We start from the raw sequence: 24,349 nt of genomic DNA, 5'->3' as shown, positions 1-24,349 counted from the left end.
CATGATCAATCATTGTCTGTTGCTATGTTAATACTGACATCTTCGCCATCGGCAGATACCTGAACTTGAAACTCTATGGGGCGACAGCAAATCTGGCAGTCTTCAATATACGACTGTTGCAAAACAGATGGATCAATCAGAATGGTTTGCGGCTCACCGCAATAGGGGCAGTAAATAGTGGATTCGATTTGTCTAAGCATAAGCCATTCTGGATCAGTATGGTGCTGATTGGCAAATCAGGAAACCGGTTTTAGGGCTGTATCGTCATCCGGTTCGTAACTGACCACTTCGATACGATTACGACCAGTTTTCTTTGCTTGATACATGGCAATGTCTGCGTCACGAGTGAACAAGGAAGAGCTGGAGTCTTTCGGCGGTATTCCATAGCAAACACCGGTGCTGATGGTTAGGAATGGGTTAACCGCTGAATATTGATTTTCAATCTTCAGCTCGATAATAGATTGTCTTAGTCGCTCAAGATGATCGATGAAACGGTCAACACCATTTTCCAAGGTTGCCACCACCACAAATTCTTCACCGCCAAAACGAGCAACCAGATCGGCTTTACGCGAGAAGCTTTCTGAAATTTTATCCGCTACGGCCTTCAAGGCTTTGTCGCCTTCCAGGTGACCGTAGTGGTCGTTGTACAACTTGAAGCTGTCAATATCGATAAAGACCACCGCCATGGTCGCTTCAAGTCTCTGATGCACCGCCCACAGACGATCCAGTTCCTGACCAAAGTAGCGGCGATTGTGTAAGCCGGTCAATGAGTCACGGCTGGCCAGCTCTTGTAGCTCATCTTTTAAACTCAACAGGCTCTCATGTCGCTCTTGAATGCCCCGCTCTTTCTCAACGCGTTGGGTAACATCCTTTTGCACTGCGATGTAATGCGTTAACTGGTCACTATCTGAGAACACCGGAGAAATACTTAATTCACTCCAGAATGGCTCGCCCGTTTTTTTATGGTTGCGTAGAATGACACGACATGACTCTTGATTAAGAACCGCTTGGCGAAGCACCTCAAATTCAGGTTGCTCTTCAGTGCCTTGAATATATGCCCAATAATCATTGCCGATTACTTCATCTGCTGTATAGCCTGTTAATGATTCAAAGGCGGGATTAACAAAAATGATCTGGCAATCATCACCAGTAATTTCAGATATAACAATGCCATCCACCGTTGCTTTCAAAGCTTCGGCGAGCAGATCTAATGAAATAGAACCGGTCTTCTGTGTCATATTCGCAATATCAATATAAGGTCAAAGGCAGGCTCAAACAGGAAAGGAGGATCGAGCCTGACAGCTTCTCAGAGCATGTCATCCAAAATCATGAACTAAGAGTAAAAAACATACAGTCCGGATCCCTTGGAAGCGCTAGGGTTATACCAGAAATTGTGCATTTTTAACACAGGTATTTTGTGGGGTTATTAAGAATGCTATTCGTTTTTGATATATATCAGGTAATGGCTAGTTACTTGATTGTTATGACAAATCATCATTATATCGAGTGATATTACGTGATTTCGACACGCCAGGGAGGGTTCAAGCGGTTCTCACCGGCCCAGTACAGCTTGATTTTGTTGCCACTGGGATCATAGAGAATAGCCTCTCGCCATAGATAACTCATGTCGGTGGGTAGTTGCTCAAACTCTATGCCTTTGGCAATTAGCTCCTCAACCCACTCATCCAGAGCCTCATGTTCAAAGTAAATGGTAGCTCCCGAACCGGTAGTTTGCGGTTCCAGCATCAGTGAAAAAGTTGAGGGCTCATGGCTATCAGAGCGTGCAGGACACTCAAATCGAGCGTAGTGCGGTGAATCGACGATCTGCACAAAACCCAATCGTCTATAGAACTCATTGGCTTCAATAAGGTTATTTACCGGTAGCGTGACCTGATTAAGATTCATCATACTTTCCCTAATGGGTTAACCCAGAAAGAGCCTTATGCCGTAGCCGATAGTTGCCAGCGTTAAAACGCCGGCTAACCATAAACCAACAAACCACAGGATCTTTTTCCAAGTGGGTTTGTCAGTTGGATCGTTCGAATTTGTTTTATCCTGACTCATTAATGATAAGCCTCATTCTCCTTAACTTTTCCGCGGAAGACCCAGTAGGCATAGGCAGTGTAGGCAATAATAATAGGGATTAATGCCGCAGCACCCACTAACAAGAATTTCAAACTATTGTCCGGAGCGGCTGCTTGCCAGATGGTGATCGAAGGTGGCACCAGGTTTGGATAGAAGCTGATTAGGATACCGATGTAACTCAGCACAAATAGACCAATGGCATAAAAAAACGGGCTATTGTCGCGACCTTTGCGTAAGCCATTGAGTAGCTGGAAACCGCAGAACAGCACCGCTAATGGCACAATCATCAAATAATAAAGATTCGGTGCATCAAACCAGCGATGCAGGTATTGCTGTTCGATAAACACCATCCACAGACTGATGATACCGATAAAGAGCAAGGTCAACCAGGCTGCTATTTTAGCGAATTGAATGGACTGTTTTTGTAATTCGCCTGTGGTTTTCATATTGAGCCAGGTTGCACCTAAAAGTACGTAGCCTACAGCCAAAGCTATACCGGTTGTGATACTGAAAGGCGTTAGCCAATCCCACCAGCCGCCAGCGTAGGCGCGATCAGCAATGGTAATGCCCTGCACTAATGCACCGAGCGCAATGCCCTGACATAAAGCGGCGATCAAGGAACCAAGGAAGAAACCACGATCCCACCAATCCTGTGAGTTTTTGGTGCGCCAGTGAAACTCAAAAGCCACGCCACGAAAGATCAAACCCAGTAGCATTAAAATAATCGGCATGTATAGGGCTGGCATAATCACTGCATACGCTAGTGGAAATACAGCAAAGAGTCCACCGCCACCGAGCACCAGCCAGGTTTCATTACCATCCCAGATGGGTGCTACTGAGTTCATGGCCGTTTCCTGATCGGTTTTGCTTTTGATAAAGGGAAACAGAATGCCAATACCCAGATCGAAGCCATCGAGGATAATGTAAGCCATGACTGCAAAAGCAATCAATCCAGCCCAGATCATAGGGTAATCTATGCCAGAAGAAGCAATCGTCACTGAATCAATCATTACTCAGCCTCCTTTGTAGAGCCATCCGACTTGCTGGCCACCCGATTGGATAGAAATACGGTGGTTTGCGAATCGTCATCGACTTCAATAACTTGCGATGGTCTTTTAGTCATCAAGCGCATGGTGTACCAGACGCCAGCGCCAAACACGATAAAGTAAACGATCATGAAAGAGGCCAATGAAACCGCTACAGCAGGTGCATCCAGCGGCGAAGCAGAGTCCACCGTTTTTAACAAACCGTAAACCGTATAAGGTTGCCGCCCTACTTCGGTGACAAACCAGCCAGCCAGCGTTGCTATAATCCCTGATGGTGCGAATACAATGGCTACTCGCAACAGCATCGGGGAATCATAAAGTTTCTTGCGCGCGCGCAAATACAGACTCCATAAACCTATCGCAATCATACTCATGCCTATCGCCAACATGATGCGGAAACTCCAGAATACAATCGGCACATTCGGCCATTCATCCCGAGGAAATTGATCAAGGCCAATTAACTCACCGTCAGGGTCGTGCGTTAAAATATAACTGGCTGCTTTAGGGATTTTGATAGCGTAGTCAACCGTTTCTGTTTCACTGTTAGGCATACCAAACAAATACAATGGCGCGCCCTTTTGGGTTTGGTAGTTGCCTTCCATAGCCGCGACTTTAGCGGGTTGATGCTCCAGCGTATTAAGGCCATGCAGATCACCAATCAGCAACTGCAAAGGTGCAACCAAAGCTGCCATCCACATCGCCATGGAGAACATCAAGCGTGCCACTTCATTGCGCTCACCCTTTTTGCGCGCCTTGAACAAATGCCAGGCGCCAACACCGCCGACTAAGAATGCAGTACACAAGAAAGCGGCCGTTGTCATGTGCGCTAAGCGGTAAGGAAACGAAGGATTGAAGATCACCTCGAACCAATCTGCGACAACAAACTGTCCAACCTCATTAATGGCATAGCCAGTGGGCGTTTGCATCCAGCTGTTCACACTCAAGATCCAGAAGGCCGACATCAAGGTACCGATTGAAACCATTAGCGTAGCGAAGAAATGTAAGCCCTTGCCCACCTTATTCATGCCAAACAGCATGACGCCTAAAAAGCCCGCTTCAAGGAAAAAGGCTGACAGAACTTCATAACCCATAAGGGGACCGAGGACAGGACCCGTTTTATCGGAAAAGACGCTCCAGTTAGTGCCAATCTGATAGCTCATCACCACGCCGGACACCACGCCCATACCAAAAATGATGGAAAAGATTTTGAGCCAATATTTAAACGCAGCGAGGTAAACCGGTTTGCCGGTTTTTAGCCAGAGGCCTTCAAGAACAGCAAGATAAGCGGCTAACCCGATGGATAAGCCAGGAAAGATAATATGAAACGCGATGGTAAAAGCGAATTGAATTCTCGCCAGCAGCACAGCATCGAGCAGCTCCATCCATAACCTCCTTTATTTAAAGAGAGAATTGACCCAGGTCAAGGCTAAAACCATCATACCGTGCAGGCCGTTGGAAACAAGGCACTTTGCATCGCCTTTGCAGGATATTTTGTATGGACAAAGTTAATTTGGATTAGTTGTTGTATGGCTTAGATAGGTAGTGAGTTGATTGTTCAACTCAGCAAACAACAAGTTCTTCTATTACTCTTCCCTGGTTTCCTTAATATACTTGCCCATAAACCATTCAAAGAACACATGGCTATTCAAGTAGCCGCGGAAGCCAATTAAATAGATAATCACCAGCAGGCTGTAAATCATGGCTAAGAAGCCAGTTAGTGTTAAAAAGTCTTTGGCTATGATCATTAAATTAAGCGCTTGTAGGAGTACTACCACATACAACATGGCACGCATAAACTTCCACAGAGGACGTGCCTTAAACACAATAATCAGATTACTTATCAGCATGCCGCCGAGCAAAGTCCAATGGGCTAAGGCGGTCAGCATTTCACTACTGGATTGAACGTAGAGACGGTACAACGACGCTAAAGCTACCAGCATGATCATGGCATTAATTAATAAAACTATTTTTGTACTTTTTGGCATTTGTGTAGGTATTCTCGTCAATATTGGCTACCACCTTTTTGTAAGTCGGACGCCAAAACTTCGACCTTCGACATAAGGTGCAACATCATCGGAAGATGAAAAGTATTCTTCATCAAAAGCATTATCAACGAAGATTGATAAATCAAAGTTATCACTTAACGCTTGTTTAAAGCCTAGTTTACCGACCCAGGCTGCTGGCGTCGCTTTTTCACCGGAACCGAATTCATCTTTAGAAAGGCGGTATTGTAACGAAAAGTCGAGCGACCAGCCATTAGCAAAATACTGGGCTCGACCTTGCAAACGGTTTGCCGGAATATCAGACAGTGTATTGTTGTCCTCATCATTGCCTTTAACCAACATAGCGCCCATACCCAACTGCCATTGTTCATTAATGACAAAATTAGAATCAAACTCAGCTCCGTAAATCACACCACTATTGAGGTTACGATAAGTGAGTAAGCCGGGCGCAACTTCAATTCGTTCAATATAGTTACTGACTTTTTGCTGATAAATGTTCAGGCTAAACTGCTTATCTTGAGCGCCGTAGCGTAGTCCCAGATCAAAACTCAAGGCTCGCTCTTTATTCAGCTCAGGGTTGCCAATAACTTCGCCGCGCCCTGTTGTGCCGCTGTAAAAACGCTCGCTTACTGTAGCAAAACGAACTCCAGTACCAACATTAGCTGTCAGCAGCACTTTGTCATTCAGAGGTTGGGATAATCCGACAAACCCTGTGACTGCATGGTCGATAGTGGATGCGCTTCCTTGGTTCGATTGGCGATTATTAATTAAGCGAGTACCTACTTGCCATTTGGTATCACCCCAGAATTTATTTACCGTTGCAAAAGTAGCGATTTCTCTTTCTGAAGCGCCATTAAGGGTTTGGCTTTGTATAACACTGTTATCTAAATAAGATAACTCCTGTTCTTTAGCATCAATATTTGCTCTTTGAAAACCGTCGACTCCCCATAGACCTTCAATCGAAAGGCTTGGCGCTTCCCAGCTGTTCTCAAAATGGAAACCGTAATCCTGAGACTCATTAATCACATGATTTTCTCTTTGGTCAGGTCTTATAGTTAGGGTTTCAACCTCGTTGGGATGAAAATAAATACTGGCTCTCCAGTCCAAACCCTGGGCACTAAATTGGCTCAGCAAATGTTGTTCAGAAGGCACTGTGACTAATCGTTCAGGATATTGTGTGCTTGATCGACCAATATCGTCGCCGTCGCTTAATAAAAGCATCCATTCATAATCAATTCCGTCTAAAGTCCAATGCTTAATAAAGCTTGCAGAAAGTTGCTGGTATCCATTGTTTAGTTCATTACCATAAACATCATCGCCGTTGCTTGAGTATTGTCTGGCAATTGCCGCGGACCAGTCCGTATCGCCAGTGCCATAAATTTGGCTATTGCGGTTACCTTGAGTTTGATAATCTGCCGAAAAAAATGAGCTATTAAAAAAGCCCGGAGAAAGTTTTACCACACCGCCTAAACTGCCTGACTGATACAAGGTCGAAGCCGGGCCTCGAGATACCTGGGCGTACTCTAATAGCAATGGATGTAAAAATGAACTCGATACTCCCGCGCGTCGTTCTGCTTTAAGTGGAATGTCCGATACATAAGTTAATACTCTGTGTCTGGAAAGACCGCGAATAGAATAGACTTGAAATAACCCGGCCTGGCCGTTTTCTGCCACACCTGGAACTTCTACCAGCATATCTAAAATAGTGGATGGATCAATCGTTAATTGTGTTGGAGATATCAAACTTGAAGCTGTGTTCAAATCAGTGAAATGCTGAGGTGCAGATGTTGCAAGGATGGTTATTTTCTCGGTACCACCAGAACTATGAACATCTTCTTTTCCACAAATCTCATCAGCGTTTTTCTTACATAAGGATGTTATTTTTTCAGCAACTACATGTTGCTGCGATTTTTTTTCTGAAACTTTTTCATAAAATTCGCCTGCGCTTGCAGTGCCACTATATGAAGCTGCTAAAAGTAAATTGAATATTAACTGTTTGTTCATTTCTATCACGTATTGAAAAAATAAATCACCATGAAAAAAGCACCGATGGAAACCATCAGTGCTTTTTTGTTTTAGAAAATACTATTAAGAAAGGTATTTTCTGCGTCGTGCTAGACCAGCAATTGCTAATAGCGCCAGGATAACAAACCCAGTGCTACCACCACCTCGAGAAGGGTCTTTATTGATAGTCAAGCTTGCTTGACTTGCCCCCAAGTCGGCTTTACCAGTATTTGATAATTCAAACTCAAAGTTCAAGTCTGATTCCTGATCGGTATCAATCGTTTCGATAGTGACAACTTTGTCTGCCGTCTCACCATGGGCCCAGGTTAAGGTACCTGATGCTTCAGTAAAGTGAGTTCCTGCCGTAGCAGTGCCATCGACCGTTGTATAATCAACAGTCACCTGATGATCAGAACCATCAACACGAGATACGGTAACCTGAATTGAACTACCATTTCTCACAGCACCACTGTCACCACTGATACCTAGCTCACCAAATACAGGCTCTCTTACGGTCAAGCTAATATTCTTAGTAATGGTTCCATATGGAGTATCATTACTGAAAATTGCTTGAGCTTCATAAGTACCAAGAGGTAAGTCTAGAGTTGAAATATTAAACTCTAGATCAGCAGCACTATTAGCACCAACTGTACCGGTTGCAGCGGATAGAGTTACCCAAGTTGGCGTAATGTCACACACACCAGTTTCACCCGAAGTAATACCCACCACAGTTTGTCTGGTTTGGTTAACGCCCCATAAGTTGCCATCACAATCTATGGCAAGGCCTGCTTGTCCACCATCCATTAAGTCTTCAAGAACTTCATCACCATCAGTATCAACTGAGGGGAAAACTATTTGACCAATTGGATCTAACTCTGGTGTCGAAGCATCTAAAACCATAATATCTGGCTCAATACTTCCAGCAGCATCGTTAGACATCACAAATAAATGATTTGTAGATGGGTTTAATGCAAGACCTGAAACAGCTAAATCAACATTGATAGAGCGAAGAATATTACCTTCCGCATCAAACTGATGAACCACACTGTCGTTCCAGGAACCGGCATAAAAAGTTCCTGAAATAGGGTCATAAGCTAAGCCACGCTGCGATGTGCCAAACTCTGGACAGATTTTATTGCCTGTTACCGTTTGAGCAACCGGATCAATTTCGTGAATACAGGTATCACCTGTTACAGCAACCTGCCATAAGGTCTGAGTACGTGCGTTGTATGCAAGATCCGCTGCATAGCCTACGGTGACCGCGCTGGTATCAATAAACTCACCAGTCTTAGTACCGTCAGTTGCGAATTGATGCAATGCATCAAGTGTTGCACCACCTGCGGTAACATCACCGACCCAGATATCTGAAGCTGACTTATCGAACCCAATACCCCAGCCCAAAGTCAGGTCTGTGGGGAATTGCTCAACAAAATCGACCGCAACTTCTGGAGCACTTGCTGCGTAAGAACGATAACGAATTTTCCTGGTATCGAACTCTTGTAACGCTTTAGGACCAAAACGACGAGTCGCCTGGTCATAAATACCATATGGCTTGCTCACCTGGTCAACGTCACGAGTGAGGTACAATGAAATCTCGTAATTGGCGTCTGCGTTACCAATATTTTCAAGAGAAACATTTGCCGTTTCCTCGACTTCAGCAGCAACCTCTAACACGATCTCCCCAACTTCTAACAAGCCCGCATCAAGCATCACTGGCTGTCCTAAATCAAACTGAGAAAGATCAACTGTTTGACTCTGGTAATTACTAGCAGAAACTTCTACTTCAGTAATTCCATCAGAACCAATGAACAGTCTGAAGAAACCGTCTACCAAGCTCTCATCATCAGGAGTTGCTACAGAACTGGTTGAATATGAAGAACCACTAACACTTGCTCCATTAAGAGCCAGCTGAGTGTTATTATCAACAACATAGCCACTGGCATAGAAGCCACCATCAGCTACACAGCTTGGTGTTCCAAAAGCTACATTATCAATGTAAGCGTACCACTCGTAGTCAGCTTCATAGGCAAATCGAATCTGGAAACTGGTTGCGCCAGACAGTTCTGCAGACAAATCAATAGAAATACTATCTACAGTGCCAGTTGGTACAAAATCATAAACTGATACCCAGCCAGCATCGTCAACATTGACGTCCACTGTATACACGTCACTACCAGCAAAAGTTCTAAATAAACTGCTGAAAGAAAGTGTTGTAGATTCAATATCAGCTACATCGATAACGGGAGAAACCAGCACTGAACTGACCAAATTACCAGCGCCTGCTGCATCACTATCAATCGCTGCCGCTTCGCCGCTGACATTCAACAGGTTACCTTTTGGTGCTGTAGAGGCTGCCTGCCACTCCATACCTGAACCAGTAATATCTTGAACGGTCCAGCCTGTTGGTGGCACTCCTCCGTCAAAACCTTCGAAGAAAGTATTCCAGACATAACCTTTCGCAGTACAGTTAGTATCAATTGCTAATGCAAAGTCGCGAACAGGAGTGTTTTCTGGAAGGATGTCATAGCTTTCTTTTAGATAGCCTGGGTCAATCGCAGTAGCCTCAATTTTCACTAAGGTACCTTCATAGGCTTCTAAAGAATATTGACCAGTTGCAGGATCGGTAAAGGTAGAAATTGTTGCTCCTGGTGCAGTAATAGTCACTTCGGCATAAAGCGGAGTTCCAAGACCCGAACCATCGGTTACAACACCACTAACCACAACCTCGTCAGCATCATCAAGAGTCACATCAACGTCTTCAACTTCATCTTCTGCAAGGTCAATATCGGTGACACTTTCTGCAAGATAGCCGTACTTAGTAATCTCAAGATCATAAAAACTATCAGCAGGCAATGTTAATGAATAATTACCACCAGCATCAGTGGTAGCAGTTACACCACCGGTAGCAACTCTAGCACCCTCAATCGGGTCACCAGCACTATCGGTTACCGTACCTTCGATATAACCTTTTGGACCAGCTACACAGTTATCAAACTTGAAGCTACCAATATAGGTTGACCAACCGGAAGAGTTATCATTGGCTGCTTTGTAATACTCAGTGGTATACCAGAAAGTACAATCATCAACTGGGTCAACACTTAAGCTACTGTAATCACCCCAACGATTAGCTCCTGATTGAGAACCCTCACCGGCTTTGAGCTCTTGCTCAGCGACGGTCAAAGTATCAGCTGGGTCATCTTGATAACGACCAGTAAATCGGATTGAAGGGAATGTTGCTGGACCGGATACACTATAAGCAACACCAATATTACCTACTGCATCCATTGCAGCACTGCCCATCCAACGTGAATTACCGTCGTTTAAGTTGAAAGTACCCTGGTTAGCAACAGAAGCATCACCAGTAGTGCCATCGATATCAAACTCATACCAACGTACACCGGCAATGTTCGAATCAGTGGCTGAGCCGACTACAGTATGGTTAGCCACTAACTTATGATCAGTGCCATTCAAATATCGATAGGCCAAGCGGAACATCATACGTTCGCCAATAGCATCCAGTCTTTGAGCGTTAGGCTGGACAATACAGTCACGTCCAAACCCACAAACACCGCCATTGTATTCTGCAACTGCCAACGTGTTTTTCAGGTTGAAACTTGAATTGGCTGGGTTATCCCAGTCTACGTCAAAGGTCCATACATCCATGGTATTTAGAGCCGCACCTGATGTGACAAAGTAACCCGGCATGCCTTCTGGCGGCAAAAAGCTACCATCAATATCGGCCGGCATTGGCGTGAAGGTATTGGGATGAGACGTTTCAAGATCAATGATCACCTGTTGTGCAGGTTGACCAGCAAGCATCTTGTCACGCTCATAAGCAACTACCCCTGAGCCTGCGAAAGATAATGGACTACCTGAGAACTGGTTAACGCCCATATAATAGGCATCTGTCCATACACCAAGGTGAGGATAGTCATTAAACTTGGTAGTACTGTATGCGAAGTCATACAGATAATAAGAACCCGTAGGATCATTAGTTTGAGAAACTGCAATACATTCTCTGTTATCAGTAAATCCATCAGTGAATGCAAATTGGCTCAGCATCCAGCGATCGGCTGCACTATCGTATAAAACAATCGGGTCACCGCGATTGGTTGATTCACACAAACCACCAAAACCTGACCACAACTGGTTAATTGCAATTGGGCCTGCTAATTGATTGCCTTCTTTGTCCCAAATCGCTAAAGCGGTGTTAACCATTTGCACAACATGGTTAGGACCAACATCAGCAACCGTATCTGGCGGAACAGCACCAGTAACGTTGCCCATGCCATCGAAACCCGTTTCGACTGAAGGAATTAAAGGAGAAAAAGCATCACGCTTTTGTTGTGTCTGAAGAACTGGATCACCTGCAAAGTCTACATTTTTTTGTAGTATTTCTTTTGCAAAAGGATGGTTTTGATTGGGAACTTCTCTAATCAAATCAACGCCAGGTATTCTTTCACCTGATTGACTTAACTTATACTTACGTGCGTTGGTAATTTCTGGTAACGGTTTCGCCACAGTAAGCAAAGGCTTACTGAGTTTTGGTTTTGACAATACGACCTTAACAGAATCACGATCTCCTGCCTCGGCAACATTAACTCCCCCAAAGATAGCAGTGGTTCCTAACAAACCTGCTATGCATAACCTGACCAAAGTTTTATTGGTATTTGACACAATAACTCCTTGAATAGATTTGATTATTTGATGAGTATTCAGCTCCCCCCCATCACCTTACTTTTGGCTAGGTGATTTTCCTGAGCCACAATTTTATAGCACAACTCTCACAGACATACTGTAGAGAGTTGTAGTTATTTGTAGCTATCATGATGCTAAGTTTTTATATATTTTTTTAATGACTCAAGGTGGGCTAAATTCAATCTATTGGTCAGATTCTGTATCTTCTTCCTTGTATTTTTTATCGATTAACTCTTTGGGGTGTTCAGGATTAGGCACTTCGCATACGCCGTGTTCATTTTTGAATTGGTCTTCGCAATCCTGCTCTTTTAATTCGGTCTCTGCAGAAATTTCACTTATCGGTCTGCTTTCTTTTGGCGAGACTGTATCTTTAGTTTCTGCAGTATCGTTATCATTCAAACTATCTTCCCTGCCTGAGTCATTCGCACAACCGAACAACAAAGTTACCGCAAAAACTCCCCCTAAAACCATCACGCTAGAAGCCAATTTCATGTTATCCCCTTTTTATTAATTACAGATTGTAAATACCATTGAATCATTCGGTTTTAGAGCTTACTGATTATGTCTGTCTTCTAATAGTTCTATTTTGTATCCGTCCGGATCTTCGGCGAAAGCCAATACTGTGGTTCCGTGTTTCATGGGCCCTGGTTCGCGCGTAATATTACCTCCAGCCTGACGTATTTTTTCACAAGCCTCATACACATCATCTACCGCGATGGCGATATGACCGAAAGCATTGCCCATCTCGTAATCGTCGGTATCCCAGTTGTGGGTAAGTTCCAGCACGGTATTGTCTTTTTCCTCGCCATAACCCACAAAAGCCAATGTAAAGCGGCCAGATTCATAATCGTGCTTGCGAATCAGCTTCATGCCTAAGACGGTGGTGTAAAAGTCTAATGCTTTATCCAGATCTCGAACCCGAAGCATCGTATGTAAGATTCTCATAATTCCTCCTAAGGTTATTTATCGGTTACGCTTTAGTTGCAAGCATGACTTGCGTATAATAGCCCGCCATTATAGCAAGTAAATGGTTAAGCGCCTTAAGGCACGAACTTTATGCAAAGCATTACAATAACTCGTCCAGACGACTGGCACATCCACCTGCGTTCCGGTGCAGCCTTGCAACATACGGTAAAAGACGTCGCTCGCCAATTTGCGCGCGCAATTGTGATGCCGAATCTTGTACCCCCTGTAACCAATGTTGAGCAGGCCAAAAGCTATCGCGATTGCATCTTGCGTTATAAGACCGACAGCGCTGAATTTGAGCCTTTAATGACTTTATACCTCACGGATAACACCTCAGTAGAAGACATTGAAGAGGCGGCTCAGTCGGACTTTGTTAAAGCATGCAAGCTTTACCCTGCCGGTGCCACCACCAACTCAGATTCAGGTCTGACCGATATCGAAAAAGCGTATCCAGTGTTTGAAAAGATGGCTGAGCTGGGAATGCCTTTGCTGGTGCACGGAGAAGTGACGTCACCTGAGATTGATGTGTTTGATCGCGAAAAAGTGTTTATTGACACCAAACTGCGTCCGATTGTTGAACAGTTTCCCAACCTCAAAGTGGTGCTGGAACATATCACCACCAAAGACGCGGTTGAGTTTGTGTCATCGCAAGGCCCTAATGTAGCTGCCACAATCACCGTGCACCATCTCTTGCTTAACCGCAACGATATGCTGGTTGGTGGCATTCGCCCTCACCTTTATTGCTTACCTATCCTCAAACGCCAGGAACATCAGTCGGCCTTGATTGCAGCGGCCACTTCAGGTTCTCCGAAATTTTTCCTAGGCACCGATAGCGCTCCTCATACGAAAGAGAAAAAAGAAACTGCCTGCGGTTGCGCGGGAGTTTACACCGCTTATTCAGCCATTGAGCTATACGCTGAAGTGTTCGAATTCAATAATGCGCTCGATAAGTTAGAAGCATTTGCCAGTTTCCACGGTCCAGATTTCTATGGCCTACCACGCAACACTGACACCATTACATTGGTCAAAGAGTCATGGAAAGTGCCGAAAAAGCTGTGTCTTGGTAACGATACTCTGGTTCCATTCCGAGCAGGCGAAACTATCGAATGGAAAATCAGAAACAATGATTAATCTGAGCATGAAGGAACGATTTAGAGGCTTCTTCCCTGTAATTATCGATGTCGAAACCGGTGGTTTTAATGCAGCTACCGATGCTTTACTAGAGCTAGCAGCTGTTACTACCGGCTTTAATGAACAAGGTAAGCTGGAAATTAAAAACAGCTATCACTTCAATATTGAGCCTTTTGAAGGCGCTAATATCGAGCAAAAGGCACTAGATTTTACTGGTATTGATCCTGACAACCCCTTGCGCGGAGCCATTGCTGAACAAAAAGCTTTAAAGTCTTTGTTTAAAGATTTACGCAATGAACAAAAAGATGCTGAATGTAATCGATGCGTTCTGGTCGGCCACAACTCCTGGTTTGATTTGAGTTTCTTAAACGCTGCCACCGAACGTGCTGACATTAAGCGCAATCCGTTCCACCCTTTCACCAGTTTTGATACGGCCTCTTTGTCCGCTTTAATGCTTGGGCATACCGTGTTAGCTCAGGCTTGCGATTTGGCTGGCATCGAATTCAGCCAAAAAGAAGCCCATTCAGCGCTGTATGACGCGACTAAAACTGCGGAGTTATTTTGCCTGCTGGTTAATCGTGCCAATCAATTTTAGCAACCGTTTCTAAATTATTGGCTGTTGTATAAACAACGGCCACACAACTCCTCGCAGGTCATCTGTAAAATAAGCGCCTTCTCTACCAGCTTCAATCGCTCTGGAGTGGAAGCTCTTAATTCTTCATAACTCACCAGGCCCGACTCAAACAAATCGTTCAGCCTCCTCCCTTTCCAGCAAGCCACCACGGCACCAGAAACCGGCTCCACCAGTTGTAGCTCTGGCTGTGGTTTATCCAACCAAGCATTGATCATATAAGTCATTCTTTACCCTTTTTGTTATCGTATCGCTAAAATATCTCCAAACCATGCAAATGAGAATAATTATCATTTATATGGTTTGCAATAGCAAATCAGCATTTTTACTAAAAAGTTCACAACTCGGGGTGCAATCCGATAAATTTGCACTTATGCTTAGAGAAATCTTTTCAACTCGATAGGGTTAAATTAACGATGATAAAACAAGCGCTTACCGCTTTTACCCTGCTGACAGGATTAGCAGTTGGAGCCAACGCTATGGATAAACCTGCAAATGAAAAGGCCAAAACCGCCATCGTCATCCATGGCGGTGCCGGAACTATCTTAAAGTCGAAAATGACGCCGGAGCTTGAACAAGCCTACATCGAGGCCTTGGAGTATGCACTGAAAACTGGGCATGCCATCCTGCAAAAAGGCGGTTCCAGTACTGAGGCAGTCAAAGCGACCATTGTTACTATGGAAGACTCTCCACTGTTTAATGCCGGCAAAGGCGCGGTATTTACTCATGACGGCAAAAATGAGCTGGACGCTTCGATCATGGTCAGCAATGATTTATCAGCTGGTGCCATAGCGGGTGTTAGCCATATTAAGAACCCTATTTTGCTGGCGGATAAAGTTCGTACTAACTCCAAGCACGTATTGATGGCGCGCGAAGGCGCTGAAGAATTCGCTAAAGAGCAAGGATTTGAGCTGGTTGATCCTAAGTACTTCTTTACTCAAAGCCGCTGGGACCAGCTACAAAAAATTCTAAAAGAAGATCCGGACAAAATGCAGCTTTCAGAAGACGAAGCCAAGAACTCTAAGTTTGGTACCGTAGGAGCTGTTGCACTGGATAAAGAAGGCGTAATCACCGCTGGCACATCTACTGGCGGCATGACCAACAAACGTTACGCACGTATTGGTGACTCACCGGTTATTGGTGCTGGCACTTACGCTAATACTTATTGTGGTATCTCAGCAACCGGCCATGGCGAGTATTTCATTAGAGCGGCTGTAGCTTACGATGTTTGTGCTTTAGTTGAATACAAAGGCGAAACCATTCAGGATGCTGCTGACATTGTTATCCTCGACAAACTCAAAAAAATGGGCGGTGACGGTGGCGTGATTGGTCTTGATAAAGATGGCAATATCATGATGAGCTTCAACACGGCCGGTATGTACCGCGGTGCTATCGACGTTGATGGCAATATCACTATCGAAATCTACCAACAAAAGTAAAGTCCACAGCAGGCGCGAATAGGAGTTTTTATGAACACAAAAACACTGGCCATCATCAGCATCTTAATGCTTTCCAGCCTCTTGAGCGCCTGCAGCGATGACTCATCAAAAGAATCCAGCAATCCACAATCAGAAGTCCAAAATGATGATGAGGTTGGAGTGCTGGAACCCTACCTGGAAGAACCCGTTTTAGAAACTCACAAAAATGGCGAGAGAAAGATTGGTCTCTACTCCGAGAGCAATGGGCAAGGTACATTTAAAGATTGCAAAACAGGTAAGGAATACACCATTGATATCAACCAATATGACGGCCTACTTCATTCAACTTATCTTGCTTTAACGCAAGATGATGAGCAAATATTGATGGTCGAATTAGTTGGTGAAATTCAAACAGACAAAGATGAACTCAGCAGGCTGCATCCACAAAAACTGTTAGGTATTATTCATCTAACCAGCTGCCCTTGAGCCAAGTTTAACGCTAGTCCTATACCCTTCCACTCTTAGCTATCCTAGCCTCATCTTTTGCTCCTGCCTTCACTGCCTCCTTATTCAAAAATGCCTTAAATTTCATGCAGTTTAATGCATAAATGAAGCGGTCATTTGTGCATTTCTACTGTACTATTAAGTCACTCAAGTTAGTTCTAAATAGAAATCAATAATAAGTAACTTGAGTATCACCATAACAATCTCACCATAGCTAAAAGGAACTTCACATGTCATTCAATTATTCAAAATTCTTTAAAGGCAGCAGCTCAGAACCAGCCGGCGAATCTCAAGGCTATCCGGTCCCGGGCCGTCAGTCTGCGACAGCCGATGAAATCGCAGGTAATGCTTTTTTTGCTTCTCAGTGTGACTGGCAAAATGTCGTTAATGAAGAATATGACTACATAGTAATTGGAACAGGGCCAACTGGCGTTGCCTTTATCGAGCAAATCTATTCAATTAACCCAAAAGCAAAAATACTGATGCTGGAGCGAGGCGGTTTCTGGTTGCCGGTTCATTATCAAATGTTACCCGATGCTTTCGCACAAACCACAGGCTCTCCCCCAACTACGTATCCCTGGTCAAGAACTCGAAAGATGGTCACCACCTCACCAGACTTTTTTCAAGCCGGCTACATTCCAGTTGTAGGAGGTCGTTCTACTTACTGGAGTGCTTGGAGTCCTTCGCCCACTCCCGATCTGATGAGAGACTGGCCACAGGAAATGATCGATGTAACCTTGCAACCAAACTTTTGGGAGAGAGCCAAAAAATTTCTGCATGTCACTTCTATGGATAACATCAATGATGGTGTCTACGGCAATCTGCAGTCTCAACTGGATGCCAATATTGCCGATAACTTTAAGCAGTTTGTTCCATCCGCAGAGAATGCTTTTCCAGCACCGATAGCTGTTGCCAACCCAGAGTGGAAAACCGTCAAATTTTACAAATACTCGACGGTAGGCACCTTATTGAATATTCACCAAGAACAACAAAAGTTAGCACAAGCAGGCGCTGGTACAGCACTAACAATTGCTGATCAATGTATTGTTGAGCGCCTAATCCATGACGATGAAGGCCAGGCCATAGCCATTAGCACTAGCAGAGGAAGTGTTAATGTTGCTAACGCAAAAATTATTTTAGCTATGGGTGCAATTCCACCGGCAACACTACTCATGAACTCCTTCAAAGATAAGCTTCCTAATGCGGGACAAAGATATACTGGGCACTTTATGTCACACGTTACTGCACGGGTGAAACGCTCAGCTTTTGATAATTTATCTGAATTAGAAATTGGCGCAGTTTATCTTGATGGCAAAGCCAGCAATGGCCTTCAGTACCATGTTCAGGCCAGTGTTTTTGCCGAACAAAAACCGGCTGAAGATAGCACGACGCTTGCCCGCGAATGTCCTGACGCAGCAGCAGCTCCAACCCAAAAACAAATGCTGGGCTCTGAAGACTATGTTGTTTTTGTCTGCGCCACTTTAGGCGAAGTCAGTGAGAAAAATGATAATAACTGGATAAAACTTAATCAGGGCCAAGACGCTACTACCAACATCAACCTTCAGTTATTACTGGGCGATGAGGATAGACAGCTGTGGGACGAGCTCGACGAAGCTACCTATCAAACAATTGCTGCGCTATCTTCGAAACAATCAACTCCTGAAATTGAATACTGGATTGATAAACCTGACGGTAGCGGATACTGGACAACCGATAAGCCACCACAGGATCAAATTCGACTCAACATCATTGTTCATGAAGCTTCTCAGCTGTGGGTTGGAACCGATCCAAATGATTCTGTGGTCGGTCTCGATTACCGCCCGCATGGTGTCAACAATGTCTATGTTACTGGAGCAGGATTATTCCCCACTTCAGGTTCATGGAATCCAACTTTAACCATGTGTGGATTTGCGCAGGATTTAGCTATAAAGCTAGAACAATAACCTTCTTGCCATTTTATTGAACATAAAAAAAGCCTGACTAAACGCCAGGCTTTCTTTCAACCAATCACACAGAAAAATTGTCCATATTCGAGGCGATTAATCATTTTCAGCGGAGGTGACCAATTAGTTCATTGAGCATTAAAAATGATTAACCAACAATGAAGTTGGGCATTTTAACCAGTAATCAAAAGCACAAAAAAACCCAGCAAAACTGCTGGGCTTTCTTGCAAACAATTACGCAGGAAAATTATTCAAGTTCGCGGCGCCTGACTGTTTTTTTAGCGGAGGCGACCTTTAGGGTCGTTGAGCATCAAAAACAGGCAGGCAACAAAGAAATTGGATAATTTAACCAGTAATTTATAGTTTGTCGGCAGATTCAGATAGATACTTAGCCACACCTTCAGGCGTCGCATCCATACCTTTATCACCTTTGTTCCAACCTGCTGGGCAAACTTCGCCGTGCTCTTCGTGGAATTGTAGCGCGTCAACCATACGAATTAATTCATCAACGTTACGGCCTAGTGGTAGGTCGTTAACGACTTGGTGACGAACAACACCATCTTTATCGATTAGGAATGAACCACGGAAAGCTACACCTGCTTCTGGATGCTCTACGTCGAATGCTTGGCAGATTTCGTGTTTTACGTCAGCTACCAGAGTATAACCTACTTGACCAATACCACCGTTGTTGATGTCGGTATTACGCCATGCGTTATGAGTGAAGTGAGAATCGATTGAAACACCGATCACTTCGACGCCGCGCTTTTTAAACTCTTCTAAGCGGTGGTCGAATGCGATTAGTTCTGATGGGCATACGAATGTGAAGTCTAACGGGTAGAAAAAGACAACCGTTGGCTTGCCTTTAGTTGTTTCGGCAAAGTTAAAGTCTTCTACGATCTCGCCGTTGCCTAGTACTGCTGCTGCCGTGAAATCTGGTGCCTTGCGGCCTACTAATACTCCCATTATTTCCTCCAAGAGTGTGTTTATTCAATTTTAGGTGTGCGTATTATACGCTGATATGGCAATAATTCTTAAGACCTTTCACAAAAGATTAAAAGTCTTATTTAAATCGATTAAAACTTGAACGATGATGCTTATTCGCTCACTAGCTGGGCTTTATTGAGCAATCACTAATCACTTTACGGGTTTGCTCAAAACTTTCTCGCATCAGGACTCTGAACCATTTATGCAATGCGGTCTGGTGTTGTCGTTCATGCCAGTAGAGATATATGTCCAGAAGTGGCAGTTTCAAGGGCATTTCCTTCATAACCACACCATAGCGATCACATTCTTTCTCCGCGACCAGACGCGGCATCGAAAACATCAGATCGGTGCGGCTACAGATATCCAGCGCTAAGTGGAAAGTAGGAACATACAGTGCGATTTTTCGTGACAGTCCCTGCTTTTCGAGAGTGCGATCAATGAAAGGCTTTCCTTTACCCGTAACAGTCACCAGTCCATGTCGTTGCTTTAAATACTCGTCGAGGCTGATCGACTTCTGTTTTGCCAATCGATGTTGGTTTGACATGACTAAGACAAAGTCGTGCTGGATCAGGTGGAAGTTATGATATTTGGTACTTTCCAGAGACTTATCTTCTTCACTGACCAGAAAATCGATATCGCCCTGCTCCAGCAGTGAAATACCATCCGGGCGAATATTGAACGAGCGTAACGCGACATTGGGTGCCTGGGCTTGCAGGTCTTGCCATAAGTTGGGCATGAACAGGCTCATTTCCAGGTCCATCGACATGATGCTGATTTCACCCTTGGCCTTGGCTGGATCAAACTTTTCCGGCTGGATCATACACATAAAGTCGGCTAGCCAGCCTTTCAGTCGGGGTTGCAACTCCGTCGCTTTATCGGTTAGCTGATAACCGTTACCAACCCGCACGAGTAGAGGGTCATCCAGCATTTCGCGCAATCTTTGTAGCGAGCGGCTGACTGCCGGTTGGCTCATGTGAAGTCGATCAGCGGCATTGGAGATGTGCTTTTCTTCCAGCAACACATCCAGCAACACCAGTAGATTCATATCTAACGAACGAATATTCTCAGTTTGCATAACTAATATCTGTTCAATGCATTTCAAGCATAACTATAAACCAGTTACAGTCGCCCCATCAAGTCAGTAGATTTAATTTGGAGTTAAATATGAGTAAGAAACTAGTTGCTGTGGTTTATCACAGTGGTTATGGCCACACTAAAGTACTTGCCGAGCAAGTTCATCAGGGCGCACTCGACGCAGGTACAGAAGCAGTATTAGTTGCCGTTGGTGATGTGGATGAGCACTGGGATACTTTGGCAAAGGCCGATGCCATCATTTTTGGTAGCCCAACCTACATGGGTAGCGTCAGTGCTGATTTCAAAGCCTTCATGGATAAATCTTCCAAAGTCTGGGCTGAGCAAGGCTGGAAAGACAAGTTAGCGGCAGGTTTCACTAATTCAGGCTCTATGAGTGGTGACAAACTGAATACCTTGATTCAGCTATCAGTGTTCGCCGCACAACAGAGCATGCTGTGGGTCAGCCTGGGATTAATGCCGGGTAATAACAGCACTCAAGGATCGCCTGACGACATAAACCGCATTGGCGGCTATCTGGGTGCTATGGCGCAAAGCAATACTGATCAAGGCGCAGACGTAGCGCCACCACAAAGTGATCGCGAAACAGCACGCTTATTAGGGGTTCGTGTGGCTGAGATAGCTAAAAAATTCAATTAGTTAGTGTCTTTAATCTGATTTTCACGTCACTTTCACGGACATTAGGTTAGGGTAACACTATCAGTTCCCAACTGTGTTGTTGCAAAGCGTACTGTTGCAGTCTTGTTATTGAAACCTGTATTCAACAGACTCGTCTGAAACAAGGAGGTTATTTGTGACACTTCCCCTGGCCACTTCGTGTGGCCTTTTTTTTGCCTGTATGACAATCAGCTGCCTATAGGTCTCCTATTGTTCATAATCACAAAACTCTAAATGCCAACGCAAGAGCAGTTGACAATCATTCGCATTTAGATATAATCTCAATTATCGAACACTATTTAATCTATTCTTATGTACGTTTGCCTTTGTAAAGCTATCACAGATAAGCAAATTAAAGACGCCGCTTTCAACGGTGCATCCAGCATGCGCTGCTTGAATAAAGAGCTCGGCGTCGCTACCCAGTGTGGTAAATGTGCAGTAACCGCAAAACAGATATTGCGCGAGCATCATAGCCAGGTCACACAGTTCGACCCGCAAACAACACCCAGCTTTGTCGATGCAACTTTAGGCAAAGCCTTAAAGTAAGAAAACTGCTTCAGAAGCCGCTCATCTTGAGCGGCTTTTTTGTGCCTGTCCTTTTAAAACCATCCCAAACAATAGCTCCTTATATCAACAATCACTCTCAAATAAGAACTCATACCATTTAGCAATCATTCTAATTTACATTTAAATTCAATAAGTTACATTACCCCAAACTTGCTTGATCCAGGTCAAAGTCGTACAATCATTGGATACATTCTTAACTATCGGATTAAAAGCAATGAAAGGCGACGCAAAAGTTATAGAAATTCTTAACCAAGCATTGGGCAATGAGTTAGTTGCTATCAACCAGTATTTTTTACATGCACGCATGTATAAAGATTGGGGCTTAAAAGAGTTGGCCGATCATGAGTATGAAGAGTCGATTGATGAGATGAAGCATGCGGATATGCTGGTTGAGCGCATTCTGTTTTTGGAAGGCCTGCCGAACTTGCAAGATTTAGGCCGCTTACGCATCGGTGAAAATACCAAAGAGATGCTGGAGTGCGATTTAGCGTTAGAGCTTGATGCGATTCCAGACTTACGCGATGGCATAAAATACTGCGAAGAGGTTCGTGATTATGTCAGTCGTGATATTCTCAACGACATTCTGGAAAGTGAAGAAGAACACGTTGATTGGCTAGAAACTCAATTAGGCTTAATTGAAAAAATTGGAATTCAGAATTATCTAGCTGAAAAAATGAAGGAAGGCGGTAATTAAAAACGTCTAACTTTAAAACATTCAAGGGCAACAATAGGTTGCCCTTTTTTGTGGACAGCTTTTAACCTTGTTTAACTCTATCAGGGTAATCGGTAAAAATACCATCAACACCCATCGCTTTTACTTTAGCAATATTACTGGGTTCATTCACCGTATGAACATAAAGCAACATACCTTCCTGATGTACTTCTTGGACTAACTCTTCAGTCACTAGACTCAAACTGGGGTGAAAACTATAGGCATTAACGTCACGGGCAAAGCTTAAGGCTACATCCGGTTGTTCATCAGCTATAACGCCAATTTGAATATCCGGATCAAGCTGGCGCACCATAAACAACTCAGAAAACAAATAGGACGATATAATAAAATTTTCTTTTTTATAACGGTCTTTATCCAGCATCTTGACCAACTCGATAACCAGGCTGGCGGTTCGAACACCTTTTAATTCAATATTGATAAAGGTATCAGCATCAATCAGCTCAATCACTTCGTGCAGAAAAGGAATCTTCTCACCCTGCCCTGCATCCAGACTGCGTAAATAGTCTACTGATTGATCGAGTAATAGCCCCGAGCCATTGGTCGTTCTATCCAATGTATCATCATGAAAAACCAGCAACTGACTATCGATATTTTGCACATCAAATTCAACACCATCGACACCAAGCTCAAGCGCCTTGCGAAACGACAGCAGTGTATTCTCAGGCGCCAGTCCCATAGCACCGCGGTGGCCGATGACTTTCATGCTATTTGCCGCTTTTTTGCTTCTTGTCTCTAACTTTCAAGTTGCTGCCAAAAGATTTGGTCTCAAACAAATCAATGACCTTAATTAGGTCGCTTAATTTTTTATAACCATAGTTACGAATATCGATTGAGGACTTATTGGCTATAAATGAGCCGATCGGTCCCAATGAGGCCCAGCCATCATCATCGGACGTCATTTCAATCGCGTTTCTGATTAGCTCGATAAGTTTGGTATCTTGCTTAAGCTTGCTGGGTGAAAATTTCGAAACTCCCGTCTTATCCAGTTTGGCACCGAGTTCTAAAAAGCGCGTACAGGCATTACGAAAAGCATCCGGTGTTTTAGATTCACCATAACCAAAAACCAGCTTACCTTCATTGATCAAACGAGTGGCCAAGGGAGTAAAGTCACAGTCGGAGGTTACCAGACAAAAGATATCAACATCTTTGCCATAAAGAACGTCCATCACATCGATGGCCATAGCCAGATCGGTAGCGTTCTTGCCTTTGGTTAAATCAAATTGTTGGATCGGCTGAATGGCAAACTCCAGCAAGATATCTTCCCAGCCTTTCAGATTGGCATTTTTCCAGTTGCCATAGGCCTTGCGGATAATGACCATGCCGTGGTTAGCAAGATCCGATAAAATCAAATCAAAGTATTTACTCGAGGCATTATCCGCGTCGACAAATAATGCAATGTGCTTATTCTGTTCCATGTTCTTCCTTCCATAAAAAATGCCGCATATAGCGGCATTTAATCATATAAGCTGTGTTGGTAAAACGATGTTTTACTCAGGTTGCTTACCATAAGACTCGTTCAGCGTTTCCTGCAACTCACCTTGTTGGAACATTTCAAGAATGATGTCACAACCGCCGACCAACTCACCATCAACCCATAGCTGCGGGAATGTTGGCCAGTTAGCATATTTTGGCAATTCCGCACGAATGTCTGGGTTTTGCAAAATATCAACATAAGCAAATTCATGGCCACACTGCATCAAAGCTTGCACTGCTTGAGCTGAGAAACCACACATTGGTAGTTTCGGTGAACCTTTCATGTAAATTAAAACTTTGTTGTCTGCAATCTGTTGTTTGATTTGCTCAATAGTGTCGCTCATGTAAGACCTCGAATTTTGTTAATTGGGCGCCCTGCCAGTATCAGATGGCGGCGATTATAACGCTTTTCAA

At 44.0% G+C, this 24,349-nt stretch carries 25 protein-coding genes; 8 read left to right on the top strand and 17 right to left on the bottom strand.

Annotated elements, in window-relative coordinates; translation table 11 throughout:
* Positions 1-5: 5 nt before the first annotated feature.
* The 11 genes from ACN0VI_RS06190 to gloA all read right to left on the bottom strand — a co-directional run bounded on the left by ACN0VI_RS06190 (position 6) and on the right by gloA (position 12,781).
* On the bottom strand, positions 6-200 hold the full coding sequence (locus ACN0VI_RS06190; RefSeq protein ID WP_331889764.1) for a CPXCG motif-containing cysteine-rich protein: 195 nt from the start codon (positions 198-200) through the stop codon (positions 6-8).
* Between the two features lie 36 nt (positions 201-236).
* Positions 237-1,238 (bottom strand): diguanylate cyclase, encoded by a 1,002-nt coding sequence (locus ACN0VI_RS06185; protein ID WP_417446144.1) that lies wholly within the window; start codon positions 1,236-1,238, stop codon positions 237-239.
* A 274-nt stretch (positions 1,239-1,512) separates the two neighbouring features.
* A complete protein-coding gene (locus tag ACN0VI_RS06180) occupies positions 1,513-1,905 on the bottom strand; it encodes a VOC family protein (protein ID WP_417446143.1) in 393 nt (130 codons plus the stop codon).
* An 18-nt stretch (positions 1,906-1,923) separates the two neighbouring features.
* On the bottom strand, positions 1,924-2,064 hold the full coding sequence (locus tag ACN0VI_RS06175; protein WP_417446142.1) for a DUF2474 family protein: 141 nt from the start codon (positions 2,062-2,064) through the stop codon (positions 1,924-1,926).
* Positions 2,064-3,095, bottom strand: coding sequence for a cytochrome d ubiquinol oxidase subunit II (gene cydB, locus ACN0VI_RS06170; protein WP_417446141.1), 1,032 nt, complete (start codon positions 3,093-3,095; stop codon positions 2,064-2,066). The genes ACN0VI_RS06175 and cydB overlap by 1 nt, the downstream gene beginning before the upstream one ends.
* Positions 3,095-4,513, bottom strand: a complete 1,419-nt coding sequence (locus ACN0VI_RS06165) for a cytochrome ubiquinol oxidase subunit I (protein ID WP_417446140.1) — start codon at positions 4,511-4,513, stop codon at positions 3,095-3,097. Before ACN0VI_RS06165 ends, cydB begins: the two co-directional genes overlap by 1 nt.
* A 201-nt stretch (positions 4,514-4,714) precedes the next feature.
* Positions 4,715-5,116, bottom strand: a complete 402-nt coding sequence (locus tag ACN0VI_RS06160) for a hypothetical protein (RefSeq protein ID WP_417446139.1) — start codon at positions 5,114-5,116, stop codon at positions 4,715-4,717.
* Between the two features lie 27 nt (positions 5,117-5,143).
* Positions 5,144-7,138, bottom strand: a complete 1,995-nt coding sequence (locus ACN0VI_RS06155) for a TonB-dependent receptor (protein ID WP_417446138.1) — start codon at positions 7,136-7,138, stop codon at positions 5,144-5,146.
* Between the two features lie 84 nt (positions 7,139-7,222).
* Entirely contained in the window at positions 7,223-11,815 is a 4,593-nt protein-coding gene (locus ACN0VI_RS06150) for a carboxypeptidase regulatory-like domain-containing protein (protein WP_417446137.1), read from the bottom strand.
* Between the two features lie 204 nt (positions 11,816-12,019).
* Complete coding sequence (locus tag ACN0VI_RS06145) at positions 12,020-12,328, bottom strand: hypothetical protein (RefSeq protein ID WP_417446136.1); 309 nt, start codon at positions 12,326-12,328, stop codon at positions 12,020-12,022.
* A 60-nt stretch (positions 12,329-12,388) separates the two neighbouring features.
* Positions 12,389-12,781, bottom strand: coding sequence for a lactoylglutathione lyase (gloA, locus tag ACN0VI_RS06140; RefSeq protein ID WP_417446135.1), 393 nt, complete (start codon positions 12,779-12,781; stop codon positions 12,389-12,391).
* A gap of 111 nt (positions 12,782-12,892) precedes the next feature.
* Between gloA and pyrC the strand changes: the two genes are divergently transcribed.
* Together pyrC and rnt are read left to right on the top strand one after the other, a co-directional pair.
* Positions 12,893-13,933 carry a dihydroorotase gene (gene pyrC, locus ACN0VI_RS06135; protein ID WP_331889786.1) on the top strand — a complete coding sequence of 347 codons (1,041 nt, stop codon included), beginning with the start codon at positions 12,893-12,895 and terminating at the stop codon, positions 13,931-13,933.
* Positions 13,926-14,528, top strand: a complete 603-nt coding sequence (gene rnt, locus ACN0VI_RS06130) for a ribonuclease T (protein ID WP_417446134.1) — start codon at positions 13,926-13,928, stop codon at positions 14,526-14,528. The genes pyrC and rnt overlap by 8 nt, the downstream gene beginning before the upstream one ends.
* A gap of 14 nt (positions 14,529-14,542) precedes the next feature.
* Here rnt and ACN0VI_RS06125 read toward each other — a convergent pair whose 3' ends face one another.
* Positions 14,543-14,791, bottom strand: a complete 249-nt coding sequence (locus tag ACN0VI_RS06125) for a hypothetical protein (RefSeq protein WP_417446133.1) — start codon at positions 14,789-14,791, stop codon at positions 14,543-14,545.
* 189 nt (positions 14,792-14,980) lie between these two features.
* On the opposite strand from ACN0VI_RS06125, the gene ACN0VI_RS06120 reads away from it, so the two are divergent.
* The 3 genes from ACN0VI_RS06120 to ACN0VI_RS06110 all read left to right on the top strand — a co-directional run bounded on the left by ACN0VI_RS06120 (position 14,981) and on the right by ACN0VI_RS06110 (position 18,429).
* Complete coding sequence (locus ACN0VI_RS06120; protein WP_417446132.1) at positions 14,981-16,003, top strand: isoaspartyl peptidase/L-asparaginase family protein; 1,023 nt, start codon at positions 14,981-14,983, stop codon at positions 16,001-16,003.
* A gap of 30 nt (positions 16,004-16,033) precedes the next feature.
* Positions 16,034-16,468 carry a hypothetical protein gene (locus tag ACN0VI_RS06115; protein WP_417446131.1) on the top strand — a complete coding sequence of 145 codons (435 nt, stop codon included), beginning with the start codon at positions 16,034-16,036 and terminating at the stop codon, positions 16,466-16,468.
* Positions 16,469-16,716: 248 nt separating this feature from the next.
* On the top strand, positions 16,717-18,429 hold the full coding sequence (locus ACN0VI_RS06110; protein ID WP_417446130.1) for a GMC oxidoreductase: 1,713 nt from the start codon (positions 16,717-16,719) through the stop codon (positions 18,427-18,429).
* Between the two features lie 357 nt (positions 18,430-18,786).
* On the opposite strand, the gene ACN0VI_RS06105 is transcribed toward ACN0VI_RS06110, so the two are convergent.
* Together ACN0VI_RS06105 and ACN0VI_RS06100 are read right to left on the bottom strand one after the other, a co-directional pair.
* Positions 18,787-19,392: a peroxiredoxin gene (locus ACN0VI_RS06105; RefSeq protein WP_015780755.1), complete on the bottom strand. Its 606-nt coding sequence runs from the start codon at positions 19,390-19,392 to the stop codon at positions 18,787-18,789.
* 142 nt (positions 19,393-19,534) lie between these two features.
* A complete protein-coding gene (locus ACN0VI_RS06100; RefSeq protein WP_417446129.1) occupies positions 19,535-20,488 on the bottom strand; it encodes a LysR family transcriptional regulator in 954 nt (317 codons plus the stop codon).
* Between the two features lie 89 nt (positions 20,489-20,577).
* Between ACN0VI_RS06100 and ACN0VI_RS06095 the strand changes: the two genes are divergently transcribed.
* From ACN0VI_RS06095 to bfr, 3 genes are all read left to right on the top strand, one after another.
* Positions 20,578-21,144: a flavodoxin family protein gene (locus ACN0VI_RS06095; RefSeq protein WP_417446128.1), complete on the top strand. Its 567-nt coding sequence runs from the start codon at positions 20,578-20,580 to the stop codon at positions 21,142-21,144.
* A 330-nt stretch (positions 21,145-21,474) separates the two neighbouring features.
* Entirely contained in the window at positions 21,475-21,708 is a 234-nt protein-coding gene (locus ACN0VI_RS06090; RefSeq protein ID WP_331892368.1) for a bacterioferritin-associated ferredoxin, read from the top strand.
* A gap of 235 nt (positions 21,709-21,943) precedes the next feature.
* Positions 21,944-22,423, top strand: coding sequence for a bacterioferritin (gene bfr / locus ACN0VI_RS06085; RefSeq protein WP_331892366.1), 480 nt, complete (start codon positions 21,944-21,946; stop codon positions 22,421-22,423).
* 61 nt (positions 22,424-22,484) lie between these two features.
* Here the strand turns inward: bfr and ACN0VI_RS06080 are convergent, their stop codons facing one another.
* From ACN0VI_RS06080 to grxD, 3 genes are all read right to left on the bottom strand, one after another.
* Positions 22,485-23,165 carry a glycerophosphodiester phosphodiesterase gene (locus ACN0VI_RS06080; protein WP_417446127.1) on the bottom strand — a complete coding sequence of 227 codons (681 nt, stop codon included), beginning with the start codon at positions 23,163-23,165 and terminating at the stop codon, positions 22,485-22,487.
* A gap of 1 nt (position 23,166) precedes the next feature.
* Entirely contained in the window at positions 23,167-23,877 is a 711-nt protein-coding gene (locus ACN0VI_RS06075) for an NYN domain-containing protein (RefSeq protein WP_331890775.1), read from the bottom strand.
* A 72-nt stretch (positions 23,878-23,949) separates the two neighbouring features.
* A complete protein-coding gene (gene grxD, locus ACN0VI_RS06070) occupies positions 23,950-24,279 on the bottom strand; it encodes a Grx4 family monothiol glutaredoxin (protein WP_331890774.1) in 330 nt (109 codons plus the stop codon).
* Between the last annotated feature and the right edge of the window lie 70 nt (positions 24,280-24,349).

Source organism: Kangiella sp. (assembly GCF_048265365.1).
Lineage (GTDB): Bacteria > Pseudomonadota > Gammaproteobacteria > Enterobacterales > Kangiellaceae > Kangiella.
The sequence above is the reverse complement of the archived record's forward strand: the minus strand, read 5'-3'. Positions and strand labels throughout refer to the sequence as shown.

Coding starts and splice junctions, on each gene's coding strand:
- ACN0VI_RS06190 (WP_331889764.1), bottom strand. CDS start 200: ATGCTTAGACAAATCGAATCCACTATTTACTGCCCCTATTGCGGTGAG.
- ACN0VI_RS06185 (WP_417446144.1), bottom strand. CDS start 1,238: ATGACACAGAAGACCGGTTCTATTTCATTAGATCTGCTCGCCGAAGCT.
- ACN0VI_RS06180 (WP_417446143.1), bottom strand. CDS start 1,905: ATGAATCTTAATCAGGTCACGCTACCGGTAAATAACCTTATTGAAGCC.
- ACN0VI_RS06175 (WP_417446142.1), bottom strand. CDS start 2,064: ATGAGTCAGGATAAAACAAATTCGAACGATCCAACTGACAAACCCACT.
- cydB (WP_417446141.1), bottom strand. CDS start 3,095: ATGATTGATTCAGTGACGATTGCTTCTTCTGGCATAGATTACCCTATG.
- ACN0VI_RS06165 (WP_417446140.1), bottom strand. CDS start 4,513: ATGGAGCTGCTCGATGCTGTGCTGCTGGCGAGAATTCAATTCGCTTTT.
- ACN0VI_RS06160 (WP_417446139.1), bottom strand. CDS start 5,116: ATGCCAAAAAGTACAAAAATAGTTTTATTAATTAATGCCATGATCATG.
- ACN0VI_RS06155 (WP_417446138.1), bottom strand. CDS start 7,138: ATGAACAAACAGTTAATATTCAATTTACTTTTAGCAGCTTCATATAGT.
- ACN0VI_RS06145 (WP_417446136.1), bottom strand. CDS start 12,328: ATGAAATTGGCTTCTAGCGTGATGGTTTTAGGGGGAGTTTTTGCGGTA.
- gloA (WP_417446135.1), bottom strand. CDS start 12,781: ATGAGAATCTTACATACGATGCTTCGGGTTCGAGATCTGGATAAAGCA.
- pyrC (WP_331889786.1), top strand. CDS start 12,893: ATGCAAAGCATTACAATAACTCGTCCAGACGACTGGCACATCCACCTG.
- rnt (WP_417446134.1), top strand. CDS start 13,926: ATGATTAATCTGAGCATGAAGGAACGATTTAGAGGCTTCTTCCCTGTA.
- ACN0VI_RS06125 (WP_417446133.1), bottom strand. CDS start 14,791: ATGACTTATATGATCAATGCTTGGTTGGATAAACCACAGCCAGAGCTA.
- ACN0VI_RS06120 (WP_417446132.1), top strand. CDS start 14,981: ATGATAAAACAAGCGCTTACCGCTTTTACCCTGCTGACAGGATTAGCA.
- ACN0VI_RS06115 (WP_417446131.1), top strand. CDS start 16,034: ATGAACACAAAAACACTGGCCATCATCAGCATCTTAATGCTTTCCAGC.
- ACN0VI_RS06110 (WP_417446130.1), top strand. CDS start 16,717: ATGTCATTCAATTATTCAAAATTCTTTAAAGGCAGCAGCTCAGAACCA.
- ACN0VI_RS06105 (WP_015780755.1), bottom strand. CDS start 19,392: ATGGGAGTATTAGTAGGCCGCAAGGCACCAGATTTCACGGCAGCAGCA.
- ACN0VI_RS06100 (WP_417446129.1), bottom strand. CDS start 20,488: ATGCAAACTGAGAATATTCGTTCGTTAGATATGAATCTACTGGTGTTG.
- ACN0VI_RS06095 (WP_417446128.1), top strand. CDS start 20,578: ATGAGTAAGAAACTAGTTGCTGTGGTTTATCACAGTGGTTATGGCCAC.
- ACN0VI_RS06090 (WP_331892368.1), top strand. CDS start 21,475: ATGTACGTTTGCCTTTGTAAAGCTATCACAGATAAGCAAATTAAAGAC.
- bfr (WP_331892366.1), top strand. CDS start 21,944: ATGAAAGGCGACGCAAAAGTTATAGAAATTCTTAACCAAGCATTGGGC.
- ACN0VI_RS06080 (WP_417446127.1), bottom strand. CDS start 23,165: ATGAAAGTCATCGGCCACCGCGGTGCTATGGGACTGGCGCCTGAGAAT.
- ACN0VI_RS06075 (WP_331890775.1), bottom strand. CDS start 23,877: ATGGAACAGAATAAGCACATTGCATTATTTGTCGACGCGGATAATGCC.
- grxD (WP_331890774.1), bottom strand. CDS start 24,279: ATGAGCGACACTATTGAGCAAATCAAACAACAGATTGCAGACAACAAA.